The organism is Xylanibacter brevis P6B11, assembly GCF_000621825.1.
Taxonomy (GTDB): domain Bacteria; phylum Bacteroidota; class Bacteroidia; order Bacteroidales; family Bacteroidaceae; genus Prevotella; species Prevotella brevis.
Genome location: NZ_JHXG01000003.1, coordinates 377,079 through 399,252, shown reverse-complemented (window position 1 = coordinate 399,252; position 22,174 = coordinate 377,079). Strand labels below are relative to the sequence as shown.

The 22,174-nt window shown below is 51.4% G+C and carries 19 protein-coding genes; 12 read left to right on the top strand and 7 right to left on the bottom strand.

Annotation, left to right across the window (positions count from 1 at the left end; genetic code table 11):
• Positions 1 to 6: 6 nt before the first annotated feature.
• The 7 genes from T496_RS0101635 to T496_RS0101600 all read left to right on the top strand — a co-directional run bounded on the left by T496_RS0101635 (position 7) and on the right by T496_RS0101600 (position 6,672).
• Positions 7 to 1,023 carry a branched-chain amino acid aminotransferase gene (locus T496_RS0101635; RefSeq protein ID WP_027449201.1) on the top strand — a complete coding sequence of 339 codons (1,017 nt, stop codon included), beginning with the start codon at positions 7 to 9 and terminating at the stop codon, positions 1,021 to 1,023.
• 35 nt (positions 1,024 to 1,058) lie between these two features.
• Positions 1,059 to 1,388: a CD225/dispanin family protein gene (locus T496_RS14615; RefSeq protein WP_081783500.1), complete on the top strand. Its 330-nt coding sequence runs from the start codon at positions 1,059 to 1,061 to the stop codon at positions 1,386 to 1,388.
• Positions 1,388 to 1,777, top strand: coding sequence for a DUF2752 domain-containing protein (locus T496_RS0101620; RefSeq protein ID WP_044109014.1), 390 nt, complete (start codon positions 1,388 to 1,390; stop codon positions 1,775 to 1,777). The genes T496_RS14615 and T496_RS0101620 overlap by 1 nt, the downstream gene beginning before the upstream one ends.
• 124 nt (positions 1,778 to 1,901) lie before the next feature.
• Positions 1,902 to 2,666: a tRNA (guanosine(46)-N7)-methyltransferase TrmB gene (trmB, locus tag T496_RS0101615; RefSeq protein WP_027449199.1), complete on the top strand. Its 765-nt coding sequence runs from the start codon at positions 1,902 to 1,904 to the stop codon at positions 2,664 to 2,666.
• A gap of 12 nt (positions 2,667 to 2,678) precedes the next feature.
• Positions 2,679 to 4,418, top strand: a complete 1,740-nt coding sequence (locus T496_RS0101610) for a leucine-rich repeat domain-containing protein (protein ID WP_027449198.1) — start codon at positions 2,679 to 2,681, stop codon at positions 4,416 to 4,418.
• 23 nt (positions 4,419 to 4,441) lie between these two features.
• Entirely contained in the window at positions 4,442 to 5,569 is a 1,128-nt protein-coding gene (locus T496_RS0101605) for an Mrp/NBP35 family ATP-binding protein (protein WP_027449197.1), read from the top strand.
• A 275-nt stretch (positions 5,570 to 5,844) separates the two neighbouring features.
• Entirely contained in the window at positions 5,845 to 6,672 is an 828-nt protein-coding gene (locus T496_RS0101600; RefSeq protein ID WP_027449196.1) for a hypothetical protein, read from the top strand.
• 76 nt (positions 6,673 to 6,748) lie between these two features.
• Here T496_RS0101600 and T496_RS13175 read toward each other — a convergent pair whose 3' ends face one another.
• Positions 6,749 to 7,900, bottom strand: coding sequence for a phosphatidylinositol-specific phospholipase C domain-containing protein (locus T496_RS13175; protein WP_155808573.1), 1,152 nt, complete (start codon positions 7,898 to 7,900; stop codon positions 6,749 to 6,751).
• A 236-nt stretch (positions 7,901 to 8,136) separates the two neighbouring features.
• Here T496_RS13175 and T496_RS0101590 point away from each other — a divergent pair, with 236 nt between their 5' ends.
• The gene (locus tag T496_RS0101590; protein ID WP_027449195.1) at positions 8,137 to 8,670 is read left to right on the top strand and encodes a hypothetical protein; all 534 of its coding nucleotides are present in this window, start codon (positions 8,137 to 8,139) and stop codon (positions 8,668 to 8,670) included.
• 264 nt (positions 8,671 to 8,934) lie between these two features.
• Here the strand turns inward: T496_RS0101590 and T496_RS0101585 are convergent, their stop codons facing one another.
• From T496_RS0101585 to T496_RS0101560, 6 genes are all read right to left on the bottom strand, one after another.
• Positions 8,935 to 10,188 (bottom strand): ABC transporter permease, encoded by a 1,254-nt coding sequence (locus T496_RS0101585; protein WP_027449194.1) that lies wholly within the window; start codon positions 10,186 to 10,188, stop codon positions 8,935 to 8,937.
• Positions 10,172 to 11,341, bottom strand: a complete 1,170-nt coding sequence (locus T496_RS0101580) for an ABC transporter permease (protein WP_027449193.1) — start codon at positions 11,339 to 11,341, stop codon at positions 10,172 to 10,174. Before T496_RS0101580 ends, T496_RS0101585 begins: the two co-directional genes overlap by 17 nt.
• Positions 11,342 to 12,331, bottom strand: a complete 990-nt coding sequence (locus T496_RS0101575; protein ID WP_027449192.1) for an HlyD family secretion protein — start codon at positions 12,329 to 12,331, stop codon at positions 11,342 to 11,344.
• 62 nt (positions 12,332 to 12,393) lie between these two features.
• Positions 12,394 to 13,839: a TolC family protein gene (locus tag T496_RS0101570; protein ID WP_027449191.1), complete on the bottom strand. Its 1,446-nt coding sequence runs from the start codon at positions 13,837 to 13,839 to the stop codon at positions 12,394 to 12,396.
• A gap of 7 nt (positions 13,840 to 13,846) precedes the next feature.
• On the bottom strand, positions 13,847 to 14,716 hold the full coding sequence (locus T496_RS0101565) for a coiled-coil domain-containing protein (RefSeq protein ID WP_027449190.1): 870 nt from the start codon (positions 14,714 to 14,716) through the stop codon (positions 13,847 to 13,849).
• Between the two features lie 191 nt (positions 14,717 to 14,907).
• Entirely contained in the window at positions 14,908 to 17,079 is a 2,172-nt protein-coding gene (locus T496_RS0101560) for a GH92 family glycosyl hydrolase (protein ID WP_027449189.1), read from the bottom strand.
• 153 nt (positions 17,080 to 17,232) lie between these two features.
• Here T496_RS0101560 and T496_RS0101555 point away from each other — a divergent pair, with 153 nt between their 5' ends.
• The 4 genes from T496_RS0101555 to T496_RS0101540 all read left to right on the top strand — a co-directional run bounded on the left by T496_RS0101555 (position 17,233) and on the right by T496_RS0101540 (position 22,163).
• Complete coding sequence (locus T496_RS0101555) at positions 17,233 to 17,457, top strand: DUF4492 domain-containing protein (RefSeq protein ID WP_027449188.1); 225 nt, start codon at positions 17,233 to 17,235, stop codon at positions 17,455 to 17,457.
• Positions 17,458 to 17,472: 15 nt separating this feature from the next.
• Positions 17,473 to 18,993, top strand: coding sequence for a cytochrome ubiquinol oxidase subunit I (locus tag T496_RS0101550; RefSeq protein WP_027449187.1), 1,521 nt, complete (start codon positions 17,473 to 17,475; stop codon positions 18,991 to 18,993).
• Between the two features lie 47 nt (positions 18,994 to 19,040).
• Positions 19,041 to 20,225: a cytochrome d ubiquinol oxidase subunit II gene (locus tag T496_RS0101545; RefSeq protein WP_044110339.1), complete on the top strand. Its 1,185-nt coding sequence runs from the start codon at positions 19,041 to 19,043 to the stop codon at positions 20,223 to 20,225.
• A gap of 84 nt (positions 20,226 to 20,309) precedes the next feature.
• Positions 20,310 to 22,163, top strand: coding sequence for a DUF4954 family protein (locus T496_RS0101540; protein ID WP_027449185.1), 1,854 nt, complete (start codon positions 20,310 to 20,312; stop codon positions 22,161 to 22,163).
• The last annotated feature ends 11 nt before the right edge of the window (positions 22,164 to 22,174 follow it).

The window sequence follows — 22,174 nt, the reverse complement described above, 5'->3', positions numbered from 1 at the left end:
AAGATTATGAAAGAACTGGATTGGAAGAATCTATCGTTCGGCTATATGCCAACGGACTACAACGTACGCTGCTACTATCGCAACGGAAAATGGGGAGAAATAGAAGTATCGTCAGACGAGTATCTGAAACTTCATATGGCAGCCACCTGTCTGCACTACGGTCAGGAAGCATTCGAAGGTCTGAAAGCCTACCGCTGTCCTGACGGAAAGGTACGCCTGTTCCGCGTGAAAGACAACGCAGAACGCCTGCAGTCAACCTGCCGCGGCATCATGATGCCCGAGGTTCCCACCGAATTGTTTATCGAGATGGCAGAGAAAGTGGTTCGCCTGAATCAGGAATGGATTCCCACCTACGAGAGCGGTGCTACCCTCTACCTGCGCCCACTGCTGATTGGTACCAGCGCACAGGTTGGTGTACACCCCGCCAAAGAATACCTTTTCTTAATCTTCGTAACGCCCGTAGGTCCCTACTTCAAGGGCGGTTTCTCTAGCAACCCCTACGTCATCGTGCGCGATTACGACCGCAGTGCACCTCTCGGCACAGGTAAGTATAAGGTGGGTGGTAACTATGCCGCATCGCTGTTTGCCAACAACCTGGCTCACGAGAAGGGCTACGCCTGCGAGTTCTACCTAGATGCTAAGGAGAAGAAATACATCGACGAGTGTGGTGCTGCCAACTTCTTCGGCATCAAGGACAACACCTATATCACACCAAAGTCAACCTCTATCCTGCCCTCTATCACCAACCGCTCGCTGATGCAGGTGGCAGAAGACCTGGGCATGAAGGTAGAGCGCCGTCCTATTCCAGAGGAAGAGCTGTCAACCTTCGAGGAAGCCGGTGCTTGCGGCACTGCTGCTGTGATCAGCCCCATCTCGTATATTGACGACCTGGAGACTGGCAAGCGCTATGACTTCGGACCCAACCCCGGTCCTCAGTCTAAGAAGCTCTATGACACACTGCGTGGCATCCAGTATGGCACCATCGAGGACAAGCACGGATGGACCACAGTTGTCATTGACTAAACAGCATTTTTATCAACCTAAAATACCTATAACTTATGGACAACTTTAATGGAAATGCCTTTCCACAGCAGCCCAAGGACTATAAGACTTGGTCTATCGTGAACCTCATCTTATCCATCATCTGTTGTGGATGTCCGGGAATCGTCCCACTAATACTGTCAATTATCGCCGTCGTGAAATCTAACGAAGTAGCGAGGAATAACAGCATCGGCGAATCGGCCTTACCTGCGGCAATGAATGCCTCTCAGACAGCCAAGACACTGAACATCATCAGCACCGTCTGGATTATTGCATCTCTTATCATTGAGATTATTTACTTCAGCATCTTTGGAGTAGCTCAGATTATGGCCTTGATGAACATGTAATGAAGTCCATAGGCAAAAAAGTATTTATCACATCAGGAATAGCAGCCTCAGCATTCGTGCTGTTGCTGCTATTCCTTTTTAACCCCACGGAGGTCATTCTCGTTCCCAAATGTTCTTTTCATGAGCTAACGGGGCTGAACTGTCCTGGATGCGGCATGCAGCGTTTCCTTCATGCGCTGATGCATGGTCATTTCTCAGAAGCCATCCACTACAACTATCTACTCATCATCATCCTGCCCTACATTGTTCTCTTCGCTATTGAAGAGCTGCTGCTGACTGGCAAAAGCCAACAGAGATGGCGCAACATACTGACCAGCAAATGGATTCTCTACGCCTTATGTATTCTGGCACCCGCATGGTTTATAGCCAGAAATCTACTACACATCTAACGTAATTATTCATATCAGCAACCCTCTTTCCTTCTGTATCAGCGCTGAGTATGAACTATCATTTCCATCCTATTTATTTGTAATATCGGAAAATTATTCGTACCTTTGCTCCAAAATAAAAAAGATGAGCAAAGGAAAACTGGCAAAGTTTGCCGACATGGAGACCTACGAGAATGTGTTTCAATACCCCTATTCGGTAGTGGACGAAGTCCCGTTTGAGATGCGAGGTCGCTGGCGTGAAGACTATTTCCACAACGACAACCCCATTGTTCTGGAACTGGGTTGTGGAAAGGGCGAGTACGCCGTAGAGTTAGCAAAGCTATATCCCAAGAAGAACTTTATTGGTGTTGACATCAAAGGTGCACGCATGTGGACCGGTGCCACCCGCGCCCTGAAGGAAGGTCAGAAGAACGTGGCTTTCCTGCGCACCAACATTGAGATCATCGACCGTTTCTTTGCCCCCGACGAGGTACAGGAGATCTGGCTCACCTTCAGCGATCCACAGATGAAGAATCCGCGCAAGCGACTCACCTCCACCTACTTCATGGAGCGCTATCGCCGTTTCCTGATTGACAAGGGCATCATTCACCTGAAGACCGACTCCAACTTCCTCTTCACCTATACGGGCTATATGATCGACAAGAACCAGTTGCCCGTGATTGTGAAGACAGAAGACCTCTACCACGACGACCAGATTGACGACAAGGAGCTGCTCTCCATCCAGACCTACTACGAGAGCATGTGGCTGGCTCGCGGCCTCAACATCCGTTACGTCAAGTTCCAGTTGCCGCACGACGGACTCCTCGCAGAGCCCGATGTAGAGATACCACTTGACGACTACCGCAGCTATCACCGCTCGAAAAGGAGCTCGCTTGATACTGCCAAATGAATACTTTGCCTTATGAAGAAAATCCTTACTACCATCCTACTACTACTGACCTCACTATGGACTACCGCCCAACAGCTGACCATCACCACCGATGCCGAAGGCCAGTTGGCACAGCTGCTGCCCGATAGCAGTCGCAATTCCGTAGAAGAACTGGCCATCAGCGGTCCGCTGAACGGCAATGACATGAAGATTATTCAGCTGATTGCCAACCGAAACCGCATCAAGAAAGGCTCTGACCGCATGCTCAGAGTGCTTGACCTATCAGAAGCCACCCTCACTGGTGGCAAAAGCAGTTTTCGAATGAAAGCGGGCACACTGCCTGCCGCCATGTTCCTGAACTGCAAATCACTTCAGAAAATTATCCTCCCCAATACCACTAGCGAGGTGAGTCGCAGCTGCTTCAGTGGCTGTGTGAACCTGGAAGAGGTCATCATCCCCGAAGGCACCGAGGTCATTGGCGAGTATGCCTTCAATAACTGTTCTGCTTTGAGAGCCGTCACACTGCCTCAAAGTCTGACCACCATCAAAAACCATGCTTTTGATGGTTGTCTGTTGTTCACCGAAATAGAAATCCCCGCCAATGTCACGAAGATGGACGCCTATGCTTTCAATAACTGCGTTCACCTGCAACAGGCCCATATCAAAGCCGACATCAACCGTCTTGCCGACAATGCCTTCTCTGGTTGCGTGGCGCTGCAGCAAGTTGAGATTCCTACATCCGTCACCCTGATTGGCAACAATGCCTTCAAGGGGTGTGCGGCCTTGGAACAGGTGCAGATGCCCGATGCCATCTCCCAGATTAGCAACAATGCCTTTGAAGGCTGCACCAGTCTGGCACAGGTAGAGATGGCCACAGCCACCATTGTGGGCAGCGAGGCCTTCAAGGGGTGCATCGCACTGACGAGCATCAGCTTCGAGAATGCTCATCGCATCGGCAGCAGCGCTTTCCAGAACTGCAGCAGTCTGGCTTCGGTCCAAATAGACGGCTTTATCAAGAACCTGGGAGAGGAGACTTTCTCGGGGTGCAGCAGCTTGGCAGAACTATCGATCCCGACCACCATCAAGGTCATCGGCGAGCGAGCGTTCTACGACTGCAAGTCATTGCAAGAGATCAAGTTGCCAGAGGCACTCACACGCATACAGGATCATGCTTTCGAGAATTGCGCCAGTCTGCACTGGATACACATTCCCAGCATGGTGAAGCAGATGGGAAGCGACGTCTTCGAGAACTGCGTCTCGCTGGACAGCGTGTTCATCCAGGGATTCATAGACAAGATAGAGAGCGACGCTTTCCGCGCTTGCAGGTCGCTGCGCGTGGTCCGTCTGCCCATCTCCGTGAAAAGCATCCAGGACAACGCCTTCCAGGACTGCACATCGCTGAGCAGCATCAACCTGCCCATCTCTATCACCAGCATTGGCGACAATGCCTTTGAGCGCTGCGCCTCGCTACGCACCGTCATCGTGCCTGCGGCGTGCGCCACCATCGGCACCGCAGCCTTTCGCGAGTGCAGTTCGCTGACCCGACTAGAGTTGCCTGCAGCGATGAAGAAGATTGGCGGCAATGCCTTTGCCAAATGCGTGTCTCTGCGCGAGTTGGCCATGCGCTGTCCCCTGCCCCCCTCTATCTCGCACAGCACCTTCAAGGGTGTCACTCTGAATGCCTGCAAGATAACAGTACCCAGAGGTTGCTTGGACAATTACACCGAAGATAAATCATGGAAAAAGATGCCAATTTTATTGGATCAGGAATAACACTTAAATAACAAAACACACATATGACATTATATCCAAAACTGATTATGGATGCGCTCGCTACGGTAACCTATGCGGGCACGAAGAAAAATCTGGTAGAAAGTGAAATGGTGGCCGACACGCCAACCGTTGTTCCCCTCGACCCTGCCGTGGAGGGCAACAACTGGAAGGTCACCGTGGTTCTGGTGTTCCCTCGCGACACCGACCCTTTCCTGAAGTCAACCGTCAAGGCTGCCGAGGCTGCCATCAAATATCACTGTGGACAAGACATCGAGGTGGTGATCGAGACGGAGTTCAAGTCAAAGCCCCGTCCAGAAGTAGAGAAGCTACTGCCCCAGGTAAAGAACATCATTGCCGTGAGCTCTGGCAAGGGCGGCGTCGGCAAATCGACCGTCTCTGCCAATCTGGCCATTGCCCTGGCTCGCCTGGGTTATAAGGTCGGTCTGCTCGATACCGACATCTTTGGTCCTTCAATGCCCAAGATGTTCAACGTAGAGGATGCCCGTCCCTATGCCACAGAGAAAGACGGCCGACAGCTCATCGTGCCCGTAGAGCAATATGGTGTCAAACTGCTCAGCATTGGTTTCTTTGTCAACCCCGACACAGCCACCCTGTGGCGTGGCGGTATGGCAACCAGTGCGCTGAAGCAGCTCATAGCCGATGCTGACTGGGGCGAGTTAGACTATTTCATCCTCGATACCCCTCCTGGCACCAGCGACATCCACCTGACTCTGCTTCAGACGCTGGCCATCACGGGTGCCGTCATCGTGTCAACACCACAACAGGTGGCACTGGCCGATGCGCGCAAGGGCATCGACATGTATCGCAACGAGAAAGTGAACGTGCCCATCCTGGGACTCATTGAAAATATGGCGTGGTTTACGCCTGCCGAACTGCCAGAGAACAAGTACTACATCTTTGGCAAGGAGGGCTGCAAGCAGTTGGCTCAAGAAATGAACGTGCCCCTCTTGGCACAGATACCACTGGTGCAGAGCATCTGCGAGAGTGGTGATCAGGGTGCACCCGCTGCCACCAAGGTTGACACCATCACCGGACAGGCCTTTATCAACCTGGCCCAGGCTGTAGTGACGGTGGTGAACCGCCGCAACAAAGAGTTGCCAAAAACCAAGATTGTTGGTATGAAGGGTTAATAATTCGTCACCTTTATAGACTATCCAACCCATCCGAGGCCGTGATAGATAAAACTGGCACGGCCTCGGTTACAATGACAGGTATAAGCATAAGAAATATGTTACTTTACTATAACATTTGATACACCGAACTGTTTTTATCACTTAATGTATCAATTTTTATAATCTTTACTCTCGGAATTACATACTTTTACAAGTACAAAACAATTTATTAATTTATTATTAACTCTAACAAAACAACGCTTATGAAAAAATTATTTTTACTTATGTGTTTGATGGCATCCACTGTAATTGCTTCTGCTACAGACGTATGGACTGGTGAACAGCCCGTATCGGGGACTAACACCATTCAAATTGATACTGCTAAGTTTGCAGATATAAAGGTTGGCGACAAGCTAGTTGTTGAATTCAAAGATGCGGAAGGCGAAGCTATCGAGCTGCACAGCAATGGCGGAATGTTGCCTGGCACACGCTACGCCCATTTTATTTATCCCGAAAATCGCAATATAGATGTGTTCGTCACCCAAGCAATGTGTACATCCTTAAAAGAGCATGGCCTAGAGATTTGCGGTTCAAAATTCACCGCGACCAAGGTATGGTATGGTGACGGCAAGCAAAATATAGACGAGAACATCGTATGGACTGGCTATTTCTGGATGGATAACTGGAGTACATTGGAGATTACCAAGAACAGCTTCGCAGGTGTTGACTGGAGCGAAGTCTCAGCCATCCGTTTCTGTTCAGAAGCTGGTCGAACCGATTACATCATCAATGTTCTGATTAATTGGGAAGATGGAGGTAAACTAGGTGATCAGAGCACGATGACCATGACCAACGACTATGCAGAGCTTAGCCTTGATAATATTAATATGGAAGAAAGACTGAGCAATACAGACCGACTCATGATTCAGTGCAACAAAGAGGGCGGCGAACCATTCAACTTCACCGATATCATACTCATCAAAAAGACTTCAACAGGTATTAATACGATTAAAGGTTCGGCAAAAGCTTCTAAGGTGGCTTTCAACCTTGCAGGTCAGCGTGTGACTCAGCCAACCAAAGGTCTGTACATCATCGATGGTAAAAAGGTGATTCTGAAATAGTCTAGAATAGCTATTAGCCCCCTTCCATGGTAACGGTTAATAGTTCGCTATAAACGAAAAGAAGAGGTCACGTCAGTTACATCTGGCGTGACCTCTTGATTATTTTCTGTCTGTCAACGACAATCGTGCCCTGCCGCAGACCTTGCACCTTTCTACCTAAAAGGTCATAGACAGGCGATGATTTTTCCGTATCCACATCTGGTTGTCTGATGCCCGAATGGTCTGCCTTTTTCGCGGGTGTGTAGCGCTGATTATTATTAATAATGGTGTTGACCAGTTCCAGTCCCTTCACGTCGTAAGAACCAGACCTATCCTTTCCGGCAAAGTCCATCATCACAATGCCAGTTGGTCCTGCCTGCGTGTCCACAGCCAGATAGTCTATCACCTTCTGATTGCACTTTGCTGCATTATCCTTGTTGCCATTGGTCGAGGCCGACTGTGTATAGCCAGACGTATGGTTGATGCACACCACCAGATGACGGGTGCCCTGTTCCACATTATTCTTTGTAGAGAAGTTAAGGAGCTTTTCAATACCATTGAGCTTGGCCGTCATATTGTCCAACACCTCGTAGAAGTCCTGCACGTAGAGCGTTCCGATGTTTCGGCCCGTGCCCCTGATGCTGGCAGTGACATAGTCGGTCTGATGTCCCCACCCTGTGACAAAAGCCCCCACAGGCTGACTGCCATAGCTATCGCGCGAGAAGACGAGCACCTTGCCGCGCAGTTCGCCCACCGTCAAGTCGCGCCTGTAGGTGGCCAGCTGCGGCAGTATGTCATCGCTATTCAGACAGTCACTTATCATGTCAGCCCATTTGTCGCTGTTGCTGTCGCCATCGGTCTCATGGCGCATCACCACCACCACAAACTCAGACGGATGACTGCTGACGAACTGGCAGAGTTGTCTCATCGTGTTGGCAAACTTTGCGTTGGTTGCTAGGATGCCGTGGTTAATCACCAATTCATTGCCCGACACACAAGGACGGAGATCAAAAGCCCTCACGCCGCATGCCAGTTGTTGTTCGATGGAGAGGTCTTGCGTTTGGGCCATCGCAGCCCCCACTAAACTCGTCAGTCCAGGCCAACCATCGCCCGTGGCACTATCGTGGGTGCCGGGAATGCTCACCTGTGTCCAATAGGTGTTATCGTCAAGCTGTGCCATCCAGTCTTCGGCCATAGTGGTGTTCATCATCCCCCCGAAGACCAGCATCAGGAGTACCATTCTTTTCATCTTGCTTTGCATGTTCTTACCATTTAGTTTTAGGTTTTTATTTCCAAATCGTCTGCAAAATTAATCATCCGGAATGGAACGACCAAGAAAAAGCCGCAATTATTTTCGTTTTGGTAAATTTAAATAAATAAAATCTTAAATTGTATATCTATAACAGAGTTTCGCATAAATTATCACCATCGTGTGGCAAAATCATTTATCTTTGCGACGTGAATGATTACTAACAATCACGAACCATGACTAGACTATTTGTTTTGATGGTATCACTACTGCCCTGCATCAACGGGACTTGTTGCATACAAGACACGGTGAGCACCGACACGCTGCCACGACGATTCATCGTCATCAACATGGAAACGGGCGTTCCCATTCGCAACGTGCTGATTACAACCGACGACGGACAAGAGACTGTCAGCACGTGGGAAGGAGTCCTCCAGCTGAAGAGCAGTTTCAAAGAACTGACGCTCATGCACGCCAGCTTCGAGAAGCGCAGAATGCGCAGCGACGAACTGCAGGGCGACACGATCGAGTTGTTGCCCCGTCTGTTTTCGGTCAACGAGGTCGTCATCTGGGGAAAGCATCGCGACAAGACTGCCACGGCCTTCCAGAAGCCTTCGAAGGTAGATATGCAACTGATGGAGGCCAACCCGAAAGGCTTCAATCCTCTTGGACTTATCTACTGGGGCATTGACGAGTTGTGGCTCAAAAAGCAACGACGCCGAAAAGCAGCCGAAAAGCAACGCAGAAAGATGATTCTTGATAACTATTAGTAGAGGTCTTGATAGGCTATAGTTACACTTTTGCTCTGCGTCCAGCCCCTGGAATGGTCAGTTCTAGCCCCTAGACACGGTCAATCCAGGGGCTGGATGAGTGCTCGCTAGGGGCTGGATGCAAGCTATCCAGGGGCTAGATGCGGAGCAAAAGTGCCACTATTGCAACACAAAAGTGGCACTTTAAGCCAACGAAAGTGCCGCTTTAACTAAGGCAAAGTGCCACTTTAGCGTAACTAAAGTGGCACTTTGCCGTAAGGAAACCTATGCTTGGGTATGCTTCTTGCGCTGCTCCACGCGCTCTTTCATTTCCTGATACTCCTGCTTGATACGTTTATGCGCCTGGTTGATCTGGAACGAATAAACGAGATAGGCCAACAGGAAATAGGCGCCGGCCTGAATCCACAGGATGCGATACTCAAACAGCACATCGGCGAGCGAGGCCCCCATGGAGTTGAGACGCACATAGGCACGGACGCCAAAGGTCGAGGGGAACAGCCACGAGATGCCCTGCCAGACGCCGGGAATGTTGGACTGTGGCCAACTGAGACCCGTCATAAACAGCAGTGGCACGGACACAAAGACCATGAGCAGCATCACATTCTCGCGATAGCGTACCAAGCACGACACCGTCATACCAAAGAAGATGCAAGCCAGCACGTAAGGGAGGGCCACGGCCAACAACGAAGTCCACTGGGCCAACTGCGGGAAGTGGAACAGACGGGGAACGGCCAACAGCAGCCAAGCGCCCATCACGGCATAGACCATGAAGTAGGCCAAGGCCTTGCCAGCCACAATGCGCGACACGCCATGATAGTGCTTACTCATGGGCACCAGCTGCCCGTAGCGGTTTTGCTCGCGCGCCGTACCTGCTGCCAGGCCGATGCCCAACACCAAGGTCTGCTGCAGTATGAGCATCAGCACACCTGGCAAGATAGACGAACCATAACCACCCGAGGGGTTGAAGATAGGCACCTCGTCGAACGCCAACGGCTTCGAGGCTATCAGCTCCTCCTGCTTGGTGTAGCGACCGGCCAACTTGGTCTTGATCTCTGTGCCCATCTGCATGGTCACGAGCTGGGCCGTCTGGAAGATGGCCTTATAGGTCAGCATCAGCGCCATGTCGCAATACACGCTGACGGTGGCTTGCTGCATGCGGTTGATGTTCAAATCGAAATCACTGGGAATATGGTACACGCCCTTCACCAACTGGCGACTGACCAGCGACTGGGCCTCATCCATATCCTGAGCATAGTATGCCACCCTGACGTCGGCCGAGGCATCGCACATGCGGATGAACTGTCGAGACAACGACGAATGCGAGTCATCGACCACCGCCACCGGCACCTCGTGCACCGTCTCGTTATTGTATATCCACGAATAAAGCAGCGGATAGACAATGGGCACCACCAAGAAGAAGATGATCACACCCTCGTCTCTGACCATCAGTTTCATCTCTCGCCACCAGATGAAACAGATGTCGTGAAGTCCTTCGTTCAGATTACGGAATATAGACATAGGTAAGCATTGCGTTCTTTATTTTCTTCAACACAAACCAAGGCAACAACAAGAAGGCTACCAAGGCTGCAAAATGGAACCACGCATCAATGAGCGGGAAACCATTGAAGATACATATCTGATAAATCATGAAATAATGGCGCAACGGAAAGAGCCACGACAGCGATTGCAGCGCACTATCCATGCCCATCACGGGATAGGCCGAACCAACCATCGAGATGCTGAGCACGGCCCACAGCGAACAGATACTGAGCGACATGCGCAGCGAGGGCATCAGACCGAAAGCGAAGATGCCAAAGCCCTGGGCCGAAAGCACCTGAATGAGGCCCAGCAACACCAGCATCCACGGACTGCCCAGATGCGGGAAGCCCAGCACGATAAACACGTAGTACTCGTATGCAAAGATGATGGCCAGGAAGATGAGTGTCTGCACCAGGAACTTGCCGACGATGGCCACAAGGATGTTGTTGCCAGCCATCTCCATCAGCTGCTTTCCGGTGTCGAACTTAATCTCTGTGCCCAGCGAATAGGCTGAGATCAGGAAAATGAACAACATGATGATGCCCGGCACCATCATCGTTGTGAGGTAGATGTTATAGCTGGTCCACGGATTGGCAATCTGGTGCAGGTCCACACGGATGGGCTGCAGCAACGTCTGTATCTGTTCGTCGGTCATGCCCTTGGCCCGCATCGTGGCCTGTCCCAAGGCTGCCGACCCGAGCGTTGAGACGGTCTTCATGTCCTTCATCACCAAGGCACCTGCCGCCATCGTGGTGTATGTGTAGTAGAAGGAAATCTTAGGCTGACGATTGGCCAGCAGCTCGTCGGTGGTTCCCTTCGGCAGATACATGAAGCCATAGATCTCGTTGCGCTGAATGGCGCGCCGTGCCTCCGCCACACTGGGGTAGCGCGCCACGACATGCGACATCTGGAAAGCATCCAAGCGATGGGTCAGCGAACGCGTCATCGAGGTGTTGTCCAGGTCAACAACACCCAGAGGCATCTCGGTGGGCAATCCTTCGTTCAGCATCGAGGTGAAGAACACCGTCACCAGGATAGGAAAGACCACCATGCAGAAGGCGTAGAGGTGATTCCGTCTGAGAATCGCCAGTTCGCGCATCATCAAATGGAAAATTCGCAATAGATACTTCATTTACTTGATAATCAACGACATTCCCGGACGGAGTCCTTCCATCTTCTCGACCGGACGTGCCTTTACCTCGAATGTTTTCAGGTCATACTGGCCATTGGCCTTCGTGGCTTTCCACACGGCATAAGAGCCCTGATCCTTCAGGTAGTACACCTTCATCTTGACATTCTTATTGAAGGCAGGCACAAAGGCTTCAAACTCAGTGCCGATGGCCAAAGAGCCCAACTGATCCTCGCGCACGTTGAATGTGCCCCACATGTCGTTCATCATGGAGATGGTCATGATGGGACTGCCCGTGCCAACGAGTTCGCCAATCTTTGGGTAGATGTTGCTCACCTCACCATCCATCTGGGCTATCTGCACCGTCTCGCTGATGTATGAGTTCACCTCCTGCACAGCACCTTTGGCGCGGTTCACCTGTGCCTGGGCAGCCAATTTCTCCTCACGGCGTGCACCATTCTGCGCCATGTCATACTGACTCTGCGCAGCTTTCATCTGAGCCTCAGAGGCTTTATACATAGCCTGAGCCTCATCGCGCTTCTGAGCGCTGACCACGCCCTCGTCGAACAAACGCTGAACGCGGTGGTATGACTTCTCGGCAATCTCGTAGGCAGCCTTGGCCTGCTGCAGCAACTGATAGGCACCCTGCACCTGTTCTTTGCGGGCACCATTCTTTGCCATCAGTTCCATGGCCGAAGCTGCATCCTCGGCACTCTGCGCCTGCTGTCTCTTGGCGTTCACCTCGGGGGCATCGAGGATGGCCAGCGTGTCGCCGGCCTTCACAAAGTCGCCCTCTTTCACACGTATCTCAAGGATACGACCGGGAACCTTGCTCGACACACGATATTCAGACACTTCCACCTGACCCTGAATCAGCTCGGGGTCGCGGCCCAGGGCAAAGAAGCCTATGAGTGCTACTAGTATGACCACGCAAGCGAAGCCCAGGATGGCATACAAAATATTCTTATGTTGCGTTGATGCTTGTACTGACATAATTCAAAATGATTATAAAACTAAAACTCTTTTCTTTGAACTCTTAACTCTGAAACGGTGAACTATTTAAGTTGTCCCATGGCTTTCTGCAAATCTACCTGCGCCATCTTCACATCGATGTCGGCATCTATCTTCTGCGACTTGGCCTGTAGCCAGGCGGTCTGTGCCTCCATCACGGTGGTGGGAGTAATCACACCTTCGCGGAAACCGATTTCCGCTGTACGCAGGTTCTCTTCGGCCCGCTTGATACTGGCCTCAGCCATCGCCTGACGTTTGTTGGCCTCGTCAACCTTGAAGTTGGTTTGATTGACCTGCAGCTCTATTTTCTCGCGAGCCTCCTCCAGTTCCAGGTTGGCAATGGCAGTAGCGCCCTTGGATGCTCTGACCTTATAGTTCACGTCGCCCCAGTTCCAGATGGGCACACGCACCATCACACCGACATTCCACATGCCTCCAAACTTCTTCTCGAAGCCATTGAGCAGGTTGGGATTGGAAACAACATAGCCACCAGTGAGCAGCACCTGAGGCAGGTTGCCGGCACGCAAAAGGTTGGTGGACTGTCTCGACAGATCAACCGCACTCTCCAGCAGTCGCAGTTCTGGACGATTCTCCATGGCAGCTGCACGGGCATCATCGTCGTCGGCAGCTAATGCTGGCGTCACCTCTGCCAGGCTGTCGGCATTTTCATCGACCAAAGTGATTTTGCTGTCTGAAGGCAGACCTATCTGCTGGCAAAGCAACATCTTGGCCAGTACAAGTCCGTCGTTCACTCTTTGAAGATTCATTTCGGCTTCGCTCACCTTCACACTGACGCTCAGACCATCGCTGCGAGTGGCCACACCCTCGGCGATCATCTTCTGCACGTCGTCGTCCAGTTTCTTCACCACCTCGAGATAGCTCTCGGCCAGACGCTGCTTGTGTCTCAGCGAGACAACGAGCCAATAGGTCTTGTCGGTTTCATAGAGTGTCAACTGGCGGGTGGCATCCTGCGTGTGTTCGGCCATATCCTGATTGATACGCGCCATCTTGTTCATGGCCACGATGCTACCGCCCATGAACACAGGCTGTGTGAGCATCACCGAACCGGCAAAGATGTTGCGACTGTCGGTCTCCAGCGCATCGACAATGCGCTGACCAGTGGCATCGAGCACGCCGAGCAACGTTGAAATGGCGGGGGCCGACGATGCGCCAGGCACCACTTGTTCCATCCGCTGACCAGCAGCCGTGCCCAACTTAGGGAAGGTACTCTTCTGGTCGTCGTTCAGCAAAGACACCTCGCGACTGGTGTACTGATAGGTACCTATGGCGGCTACATGTGGCAGATACTTGGTGCGTGCAGACTTACGCAGGTTCTCGGCGACGTCCTGCTTCAGCTGCTGCACGTTCATCTGCTTGTTGTTGCGCAGGGCCATTGCTCTACAACTGTCCAGGCTCAACAACTGCTGTGCACCAGCGGTTGCCGCTCCCAGCGTCAGAAGGCAAAGCCCTAAAGCCAAACGTTTCTTCATAGTTAGTTTATTTGAAATTGAATGTTCTAGATCCAATCATATGCCCATCGGCAAAGATGCTGACACGGTATTCACCGGCCTCGAGGAATTCGCCCACCGTCCAGAAGGTCTGCACGCTGGTTTCCTCGCCATTGTATTCGATGACCTTCTTCATGGCATACTCCAGCTGACGGTTCTCGTAGGCAAACGTGCCGGCCGAGAACGACTGTCCGTTGGGTTTGGTCATACGCACATAGATGGTGCGATTGCCATTAGAAGCCGTCACGTTGCGTGCTATATTGAAGCTGACCTGCAGGGTCTTGGCATTCTTAATCTTCTTCTCTGCCTTTCCGCGCTTGTTCAGTGGGGTCAGGGTGATGCCTGTAGCGTCAAGCTGGGCTGCGATGGCCACCTTCTCAGTCAGGTTCTGCTTCTCTTGTTGCAGGTCGCGTTTCTCCAGATTGGTCTGCTCCAGCTGACCACGGATCTGGCTATTCTCAGCCATCAGGCTCTTGTTGACCTGATTCAGCGAGTCCACCTGGCGGATATAGGAGCGCAGCACCTCACGCACCGTGGCCAGTTCTTTCTTCAGTCGGGCTATCTCGCGAGCATCGCTGGCCTTCACATTCTTCAGCTCTTCCAGCAGTTGCTGGGTGCGCAGCTGTTCCTGCGTCAGTTGTTCGATGATAGAGTCGTTGTTGATCTGCGTCATCATCTCGCTATACTGCAGCGTGAAGCGCTCATACTCATTTTCCATTTCCTGTTTATCCAACTCAGCCAGCTCTTGCATCTCAGCCACCTGTTGTTTCTGCTGTTGCAAACCAATAAACAGGGCTACAGCCAAACCAATCAGTACTGTGATAACAGCTATGCCAATAACAATCCAACTTTTCTTCATTTTTCTTATTTTTCTTTTCTAAATTAACTGCGTGCAAAAATAATAGATTTTCACGAATGCGCCAAATATATCTTTACTTTTTCGACCAATATAAATAATAATAAGGTGAAAAGGAAGAATACGACGATAAAAAAAGGCCGCCCCCTGAATATCAGGATGACGACCTCTCTTCCAATAGTTTTACATACATTTTATTCCACCTTGATGACCAGCGTCTTGCCTTGTGCCAGGTCGGCATGATTCACAAACCAGCCTTTCAGGGATTTATCGCCGATCGTGATCTGACGGATCTTCTCGCCCTGACCTTCTTTCTTGATGACGAAGGTCTTGCCCGTGGTTCCCAGCGTGAACTCCACCTTGTCGAAGAGGGGCACAGTGACGATGTACTGCGGGTCGGCAGGCGAATAGGTATAGATGCCCATGGCATTGAGAGCATACCACGACGACATCTCGCCGGCATCGTCCATACCGGCATAGGCCAGATGATGCTCGCCCATGCCATAGTAGTTATTCATCAGCGTGTTCAGAATGCGCTGCGCCTTCTCCTGACGGTCAATGAAATAGTAGGTATAGGGAATGCCGTGACCAGGCTGGTTGCCATGACAATAGGTGCCCAGATAGCCGGTGAGGTTCCACGCCTCGTAGCCTCCACAAGGTGTAGAGAAAAGCGAGTCGAGCTTTTGTTCTACAGCCTGATGCGATGGGTAGAGGGCAATCATGCCTGCAGGATCGTGGGGGGCAAAGAACAGCGAGTTCCAAGCATCTGCCTCACGATACATATACTGATAATAGGGATAGTTAGGACGGAAGTCTTCTATCCACTGGCCTTCGCCATCACGCAACACCTTGCCACGCCAGAAGCCAGTGGAGGGGTCGAACAGGTTCTTATAGTTCTGCGCATGCTGGAGCAGCATCTTTTCATTCTTCTTATCTTTCAGCACACGAGCCACGAGGGCAGTGGCATAGTCGTCGTAGGCATATTCCTGTGTCTTGGTGACAGCGCCTTTGTACTCGTCCTCTGTAGGAACATCGGTGGTATCCTTCTCTGAAATCCAACCACGCTCCAGATACTCATCGAGGTAGGGACGGCCACCACGTCCGGGGACGGTGGCGTTCTTCAACATCAGTTGGTAGGCACGACGCAGGTCGAAATCGTGAATGCCTCTCAACCAAGAGCCAGCCACAAAGGCAGAAGCATGATCGCCATGGAAGAAGGTGGGCATATAGCCACCGTGCTTCTCTCCTCTGTCAACACACGACTTGATGATGTCTGCCACCACCTCGGGCGAGATCATGCCCAGCAGGATGAGCTTGTTGCGATAGGTATCCCACAGCGAGGGGTCGGTATAATAAGCATAGTCGCCGCGCACTACCTGTCCGCGGTCGTCGCGATACTCACCGTTGGCATCGCTACGCAAGCTGGGCCACAGGAAAGCGCGATAGAGCGTAGAGTAGAACATGTCCTGCTGCTGAGCGGTACCGCCGCTGACACGCACATGCCCCAGGAGCTTCTCCCAGGTCTGGTCGGCATCCTGACGTACTGCGGCAAATGACTTATTCTCCTTCAACAACTCGGCTTCGAGATTGGCTTTCGCATTCTCGATGCTGACAAACGAGAAGCCGATGCGCACCTCGAGTGGTTTGGCAGCACGTGACTGCTTGAAGGTGACGATGCCCACGCTGTTGCGATGCTCTGACACCATCTTCACATCCTGAATATCATAGTTGGTAACAGCATAGAAATAGGCGCGACCTTCACCATCCTGAAAACCGGAGAAAGCATTATTGGCAGCCTGCTGCACCTGATAGTTGCGCGGATGGGCATTGGAATGGGTGATATCTACCATCAGCATTTTCTCATCGCCGGCGCGGAAAGTATAACGGTGGTAGGCACAACGGAGCGTGGTGGTCAGCTCGGCATTGACCTGATAGCGCTCGAGCCATACCTGGTAATAGCCAGGCGCGGCCGACTCGCGCTCATGACTGAACCACGAGCAATAGTTGTCGGGGCGGAATTGTCCTTCGGTGGTGACGGGCAGAATGGGCACATGCAGCAGGTTCCAGTGGCCTTTGCTGGTGTGGGCAAAGCCATAGATCTGACGGTCTTCATACTGATAGCCGGAACCTGAGTGATACATGGTGACGGGTGTCGCCTGAACCATGGCGTTTGGCATGGCAGCACCTGGGAAGGTCTCTGCGCCCCAAGCGCGTTTGGTTTCGGTTCGGGTGTAGCCAAGGTCCTGTGGCGACCACAATGTTTCTGTACCCATCAGGGGGTTGACATGCTTTGTAATGTCTCCTGCCTGTGTAGGTACTACTGCAAAGAATGCAGCAGAAAGGAGTAATAAAAGTTTTGTTTTCATTCGTTATTTTACTATTTATTGAAACTCTGGTTTTTAGCGTCTAGACAGGGTGTAAACCCGTTTGGACTGCAAAATTATAAAAAAAGAATCAATTATTTGGCGGTTTAATGTTTTTTATCTATCTTTGCCCGCAGACTATCGGATTGAATGCCTATGAAAAAGGACAGTTTTATCTATCGAGCCTTTGACCTTTATTATGACGGTTTCCGGCATATGACACTGGGCAAGACGCTATGGATTATCATCCTGATCAAACTGTTCATCATGTTCTTTATCCTAAAACCATTCTTTTTCCCCAACTACCTCAAGCAGAATGCGCATGGCAACGAAGCAGGCTTCGTGGCCAATGAGCTGACTGAACGTGCCAATAAAAACTAAAAACAAATAAACGCTATGGAGAATCTACTGTTAAACATCGATGCTGGAACGATCGACTGGTCGAGGGCACAATTTGCACTGACGGCCATCTACCACTGGCTGTTTGTGCCGTTGACGCTGGGACTGGCCATCATCATGGGCATTGCCGAGACGATCTATTACCGAAAGAAGGACGTGTTCTGGAAGCACACGGCCCAGTTCTGGCAGAAGCTCTTCGGCATCAACTTTGCCATGGGTGTGGCCACAGGCATCATCCTGGAGTTTGAGTTTGGTACAAACTGGAGCAACTACTCCTGGTTTGTGGGCGACATCTTCGGGGCGCCACTGGCCATAGAAGGCATCGTGGCTTTCTTCATGGAATCGACGTTTGTGGCCGTCATGTTCTTTGGATGGAAGAAAGTGTCGGCTGGTTTCCATCTTGCTTCGACATGGCTCACGGGCTTAGGAGCCACCATCTCTGCCTGGTGGATCCTGGTGGCCAACGCATGGATGCAGTATCCCGAGGGTTGCGAGTTCAACCCCGACACGATGCGCAACGAGATGGTGTCTTTTTCCGAGGTGGCTCTCTCGCCTTTTGCGGTGTCTAAGTTCTGCCACACGGTGACTTCGGCATGGATCATCGGAGGCATCTTTTGCGTTGGTGTGTGCTGCTGGTATCTGTTGAAGAAGCAACACGAGAGGATGGCTGTGGAGAGTATGAAGATTGGAGCTGCAGTAGGACTGGTGGCAGCCCTGCTGGCTGGTGCCACAGGGCATAAGTCGGGCATGGATGTAGCCAGGGTGCAGCCCATGAAACTGGCAGCCATGGAGGCACTCTACGACGGAGGCACCGAACAAGGACTTAAACTGATTGAGGGTATCGAGGTGCCTTATGGCCTATCCATCATGGCCACCAACGACCCTCAGGGTTTTGTGCCTGGCATCAACGACATTCTGAATGGCTATACAACGCCTGATGGGCGCGTGGAGCCATCGGCCGACGAGAAGATAGAACGCGGCAAGAAGGCCATCAACGCTCTGGCTGCCTATCGCAAGGCGAAGGCTAATGGCGAGGATGGTGCCGCACACCTGGCCACGCTACAGGAACACATGAAATACTTTGGTTATGGCTATGTGCGCAACAAAGAGGAGCTGGTGCCACCGGTGCTGGTGAACTTCTGGGCTTTCCGCGTGATGGTAGGCGTGGGATGCCTGCTCATCCTGTTCTTCGCAGTAGTGCTGGCCACGTTGTATCATTGGCCAAAGTTCCTATTTGCCAAACGCGACATCACGAAGTTGCCTGCGTGGCACTACTGGGCTGCCATCATGCTGGTGCCTCTCAGCTATCTCGGTTCGGAATGTGGATGGCTGGTAGCCGAATTCGGCCGACAGCCTTGGACCATCCAAGACATGCTTCCCACGTGGGCAGCGGTGAGCGACCTGCAGTCGTCGAGCGTCATCATCACGTTCTTCCTGTTCCTGATCTTGTTCACCACCATGCTGGCTGTGGAAATCAGTATTCTCTTTAAACAGATCAAGAAGGGGCCAAAGAGCTGAGCATCACACGTTGATTATTACTGCTAACTGTCAAAAACGAAATCACTATGCTAACATATTCATTTCTGCAACATTACTGGTGCTTCCTGGTGTCGCTATTAGGAGCCCTGCTGGTATTCCTGCTGTTTGTTCAAGGTGCCAACTCCATTATATTCTCATTAGGACAGAATGACAACGAGCGTCGGCTGCTAATCAACTCAACAGGACGCAAATGGGAGTTCACGTTTACCACCCTGGTAACCTTTGGTGGCGCGTTCTTCGCCTCGTTCCCACTGTTCTACTCCACCTCTTTCGGTGGGGCCTACTGGTTGTGGATGCTCATTCTCTTTACGTTTGTACTACAAGCAGTGAGCTATGAGTTTCAAAACAAGATAGGCAACCTGCTGGGACCGCGCACCTTCCAGTGCTTCCTGGTCATCAACGGCATCTTTGGTCCGCTGTTACTGGGAGGAGCTGTGGCCACCTTCTTCGAGGGGTCAAACTTTATCGTAGAGAAAGGCAACCTGATCAACGCTGATGCTATCACCCCCATCATCAGTCGTTGGGCTAATGCCTCACACGGACTCGACGCCTTGCTGAATCCCTGGGTGCTGGCGTTTGGCTTAGCAGTGATGTTTCTGGCACGCACACTGGGCATTCTCTACGTCATCAACAACGTGAACGACGAGAACATACGCAGTCGTGGCAGGGTACGACTGGTGGGTACGGCCATTCCGTTCGTCATTCTCTTTGTGAGCTATCTGGTCCACCTGCTACTGAAAGACGGCTATGCCTGGAAGCCTGAGAACGGCGAGATCTTCATAGAGCCCAACAAATACCTCCATAACATGGTGGACATGTGGTATATCACCGTGGTGATGCTGGTGGGCATCGTGCTCGTGCTTTGGGGAATAGTCACAGAGATACTGCGCGACAGCAAATTCTGTTCGCGCCATTCCTCTCTCTTTAAGTTTGCAGGCATCTGGCCAGCTGGCGTTGGGACGGTACTGACGGTACTGTCACTTCTTCTGATGAGCGCATGGAACCACACCGCCTACTACCCTTCCACGGCAGATCTTCAGTCGTCGCTGACACTCGAAAACTCGTGCAGCAGCTATTTTACGCTCAACACGATGTTCTATGTTTCTCTACTCATTCCGTTCGTACTGGCCTACATCTGCTACGCATGGCGCAAGATTGACAGTAAGCCTATCGACCAGGAAGAGATAGCCAACGACGAGCATGCCTATTAAAAAAACGACAAAAATATGTCGTTTGTGAAAAAAAATATCTATTTTTGCAACCGAATCAACAAAAGACACTATTAAAGACCTTTTATGAGAGAGTATAGATTACTGAACCAAGACGAAATTAACGTGCTTGAAGCCAACGGTTGTTGGGCAGAAGACTGGAGCCGCATACAGGTGGCATCTGATTTTAAACCATATAACTTTCACCGTGTGATTTTCTATGGCGACATATGCCTGGGATCGTTCAACAAGCAGGTTGAGGTTAGTTCCGGCTTTTTTAAGCATTCAGGCATCAACGATGCCACACTGCGCAATGTCAGCGTTGGCAACGACTGTCTGATAGAAAAGGTTGGCAACTTTATCAATAACTATACCATCGGTGACGACTGTTACATCTCTAACATCTCTACCATGGAGACGCTTGAGGGGGCCAGCTATGGTGCCGGTTCAACCATTTCTGTGCTGAACGAAATGGGCGACGGTAACGTGACGTTGTTTCGCGAACTGAACTCACAACTGGCTTCGTTCATGGTGAAGCATCATAGCGACAAGGCTCTCATCAACCAGCTGCGTCAACTTATCGATGATGAGGTACGCATCAGCACGCCAGAACGTGGCATCATTGGCAATCGCGTCAAGATCACCAACACGAAAGACATCACCAACACCGTGATCAAGGGCGACTGCGAGATTAGTGGTGCTGCCCGACTGAACGAATGTACCATTCTGAGCAACGAGGATGCCAGCGTATATATCGGCACAGGCGTTATCTGTGAGAACTCTATCATCTGCGATGGATGCTCCATCAACAACTCGGTGAAGATGCAAGACTGCTTCGTAGGCGAAGCTTGTCAGATCACCAATGGCTTCACTGCCGAGGCAAGCCTGTTCTTTGCCAACTCGTTTATGGCCAACGGTGAGGCTTGTGCCGCCTTCTGCGGTCCTTTCTCGGCCTCACACCACAAGAGCTCTCTGCTGATTGGAGGTGAGTTTTCGTTCTATAATGCAGGTTCTAACACCAACTTCTCGAACCACGCCTACAAGATGGGCCCCATGCACTATGGCACCCTGGAGCGCGGAACCAAGACCGCCTCGGGCTCTTATGTGCTGATGCCTGCCACGATCGGTGCCTTCAGCGTTTGCTTCGGCAAACTGATGCACCACCCCGACACACGTTGTCTGCCGTTCTCATATCTGATTGCCTACGGCGACACCATGTACCTGGTGCCAGGCCGCAACATCACCACCGTAGGACTCTATCGCGACATCAAGAAATGGCCTAAGCGCGACAAGCGTTCGAAGCAGTCGAAGAAGAGCATCATCAACTTCGACTGGCTCAGCCCCTTCACCGTGGGCGAGATCATGCAAGGCATCGAGATACTGAAAGCGCTGCGCAACGCATCAGGTGAGAACGTAACGGCCTATAACTTCCATGAGTACGTCATCAACGCATCATCACTGAAGAAAGGACTGAAATACTACGACATAGCCCTGCGCATCTACATGGGTGCCGTTCTGAAGCGTGCCCAGAAAGAGGGCTATATAGGCAAGCCCACCAGCGACATCGGCAAGGGCACATGGGTTGATATGAGCGGTCTGCTGCTGCCGCAGAGCGAGGAACAGCGCCTCATCGACGACATCAAGGGAGGTAACATCGACAACATCCAGCAGGTACTGGATCGCTTCGACGAAATCAACCGCCACTATAGCGACTATCGCTGGACTTGGAGCTACCAGATGATTCTGGACTATTACCACCTGGAAGAGCTTGACGAGGCTGCCTGCGAGCGTATCCGTGAGGACTATGTTCGAGCTCGTCGTGCGTGGATTGCTGAGATACGCAAGGACGCAGAGAAAGAGTTTCAGATGGGCGACGTGGAGCAGGATGTCTTCGACGACTTCCTCTCAAAGCTCGATCATGAAACTGACTATGAGAACTAATTAATCAAAGA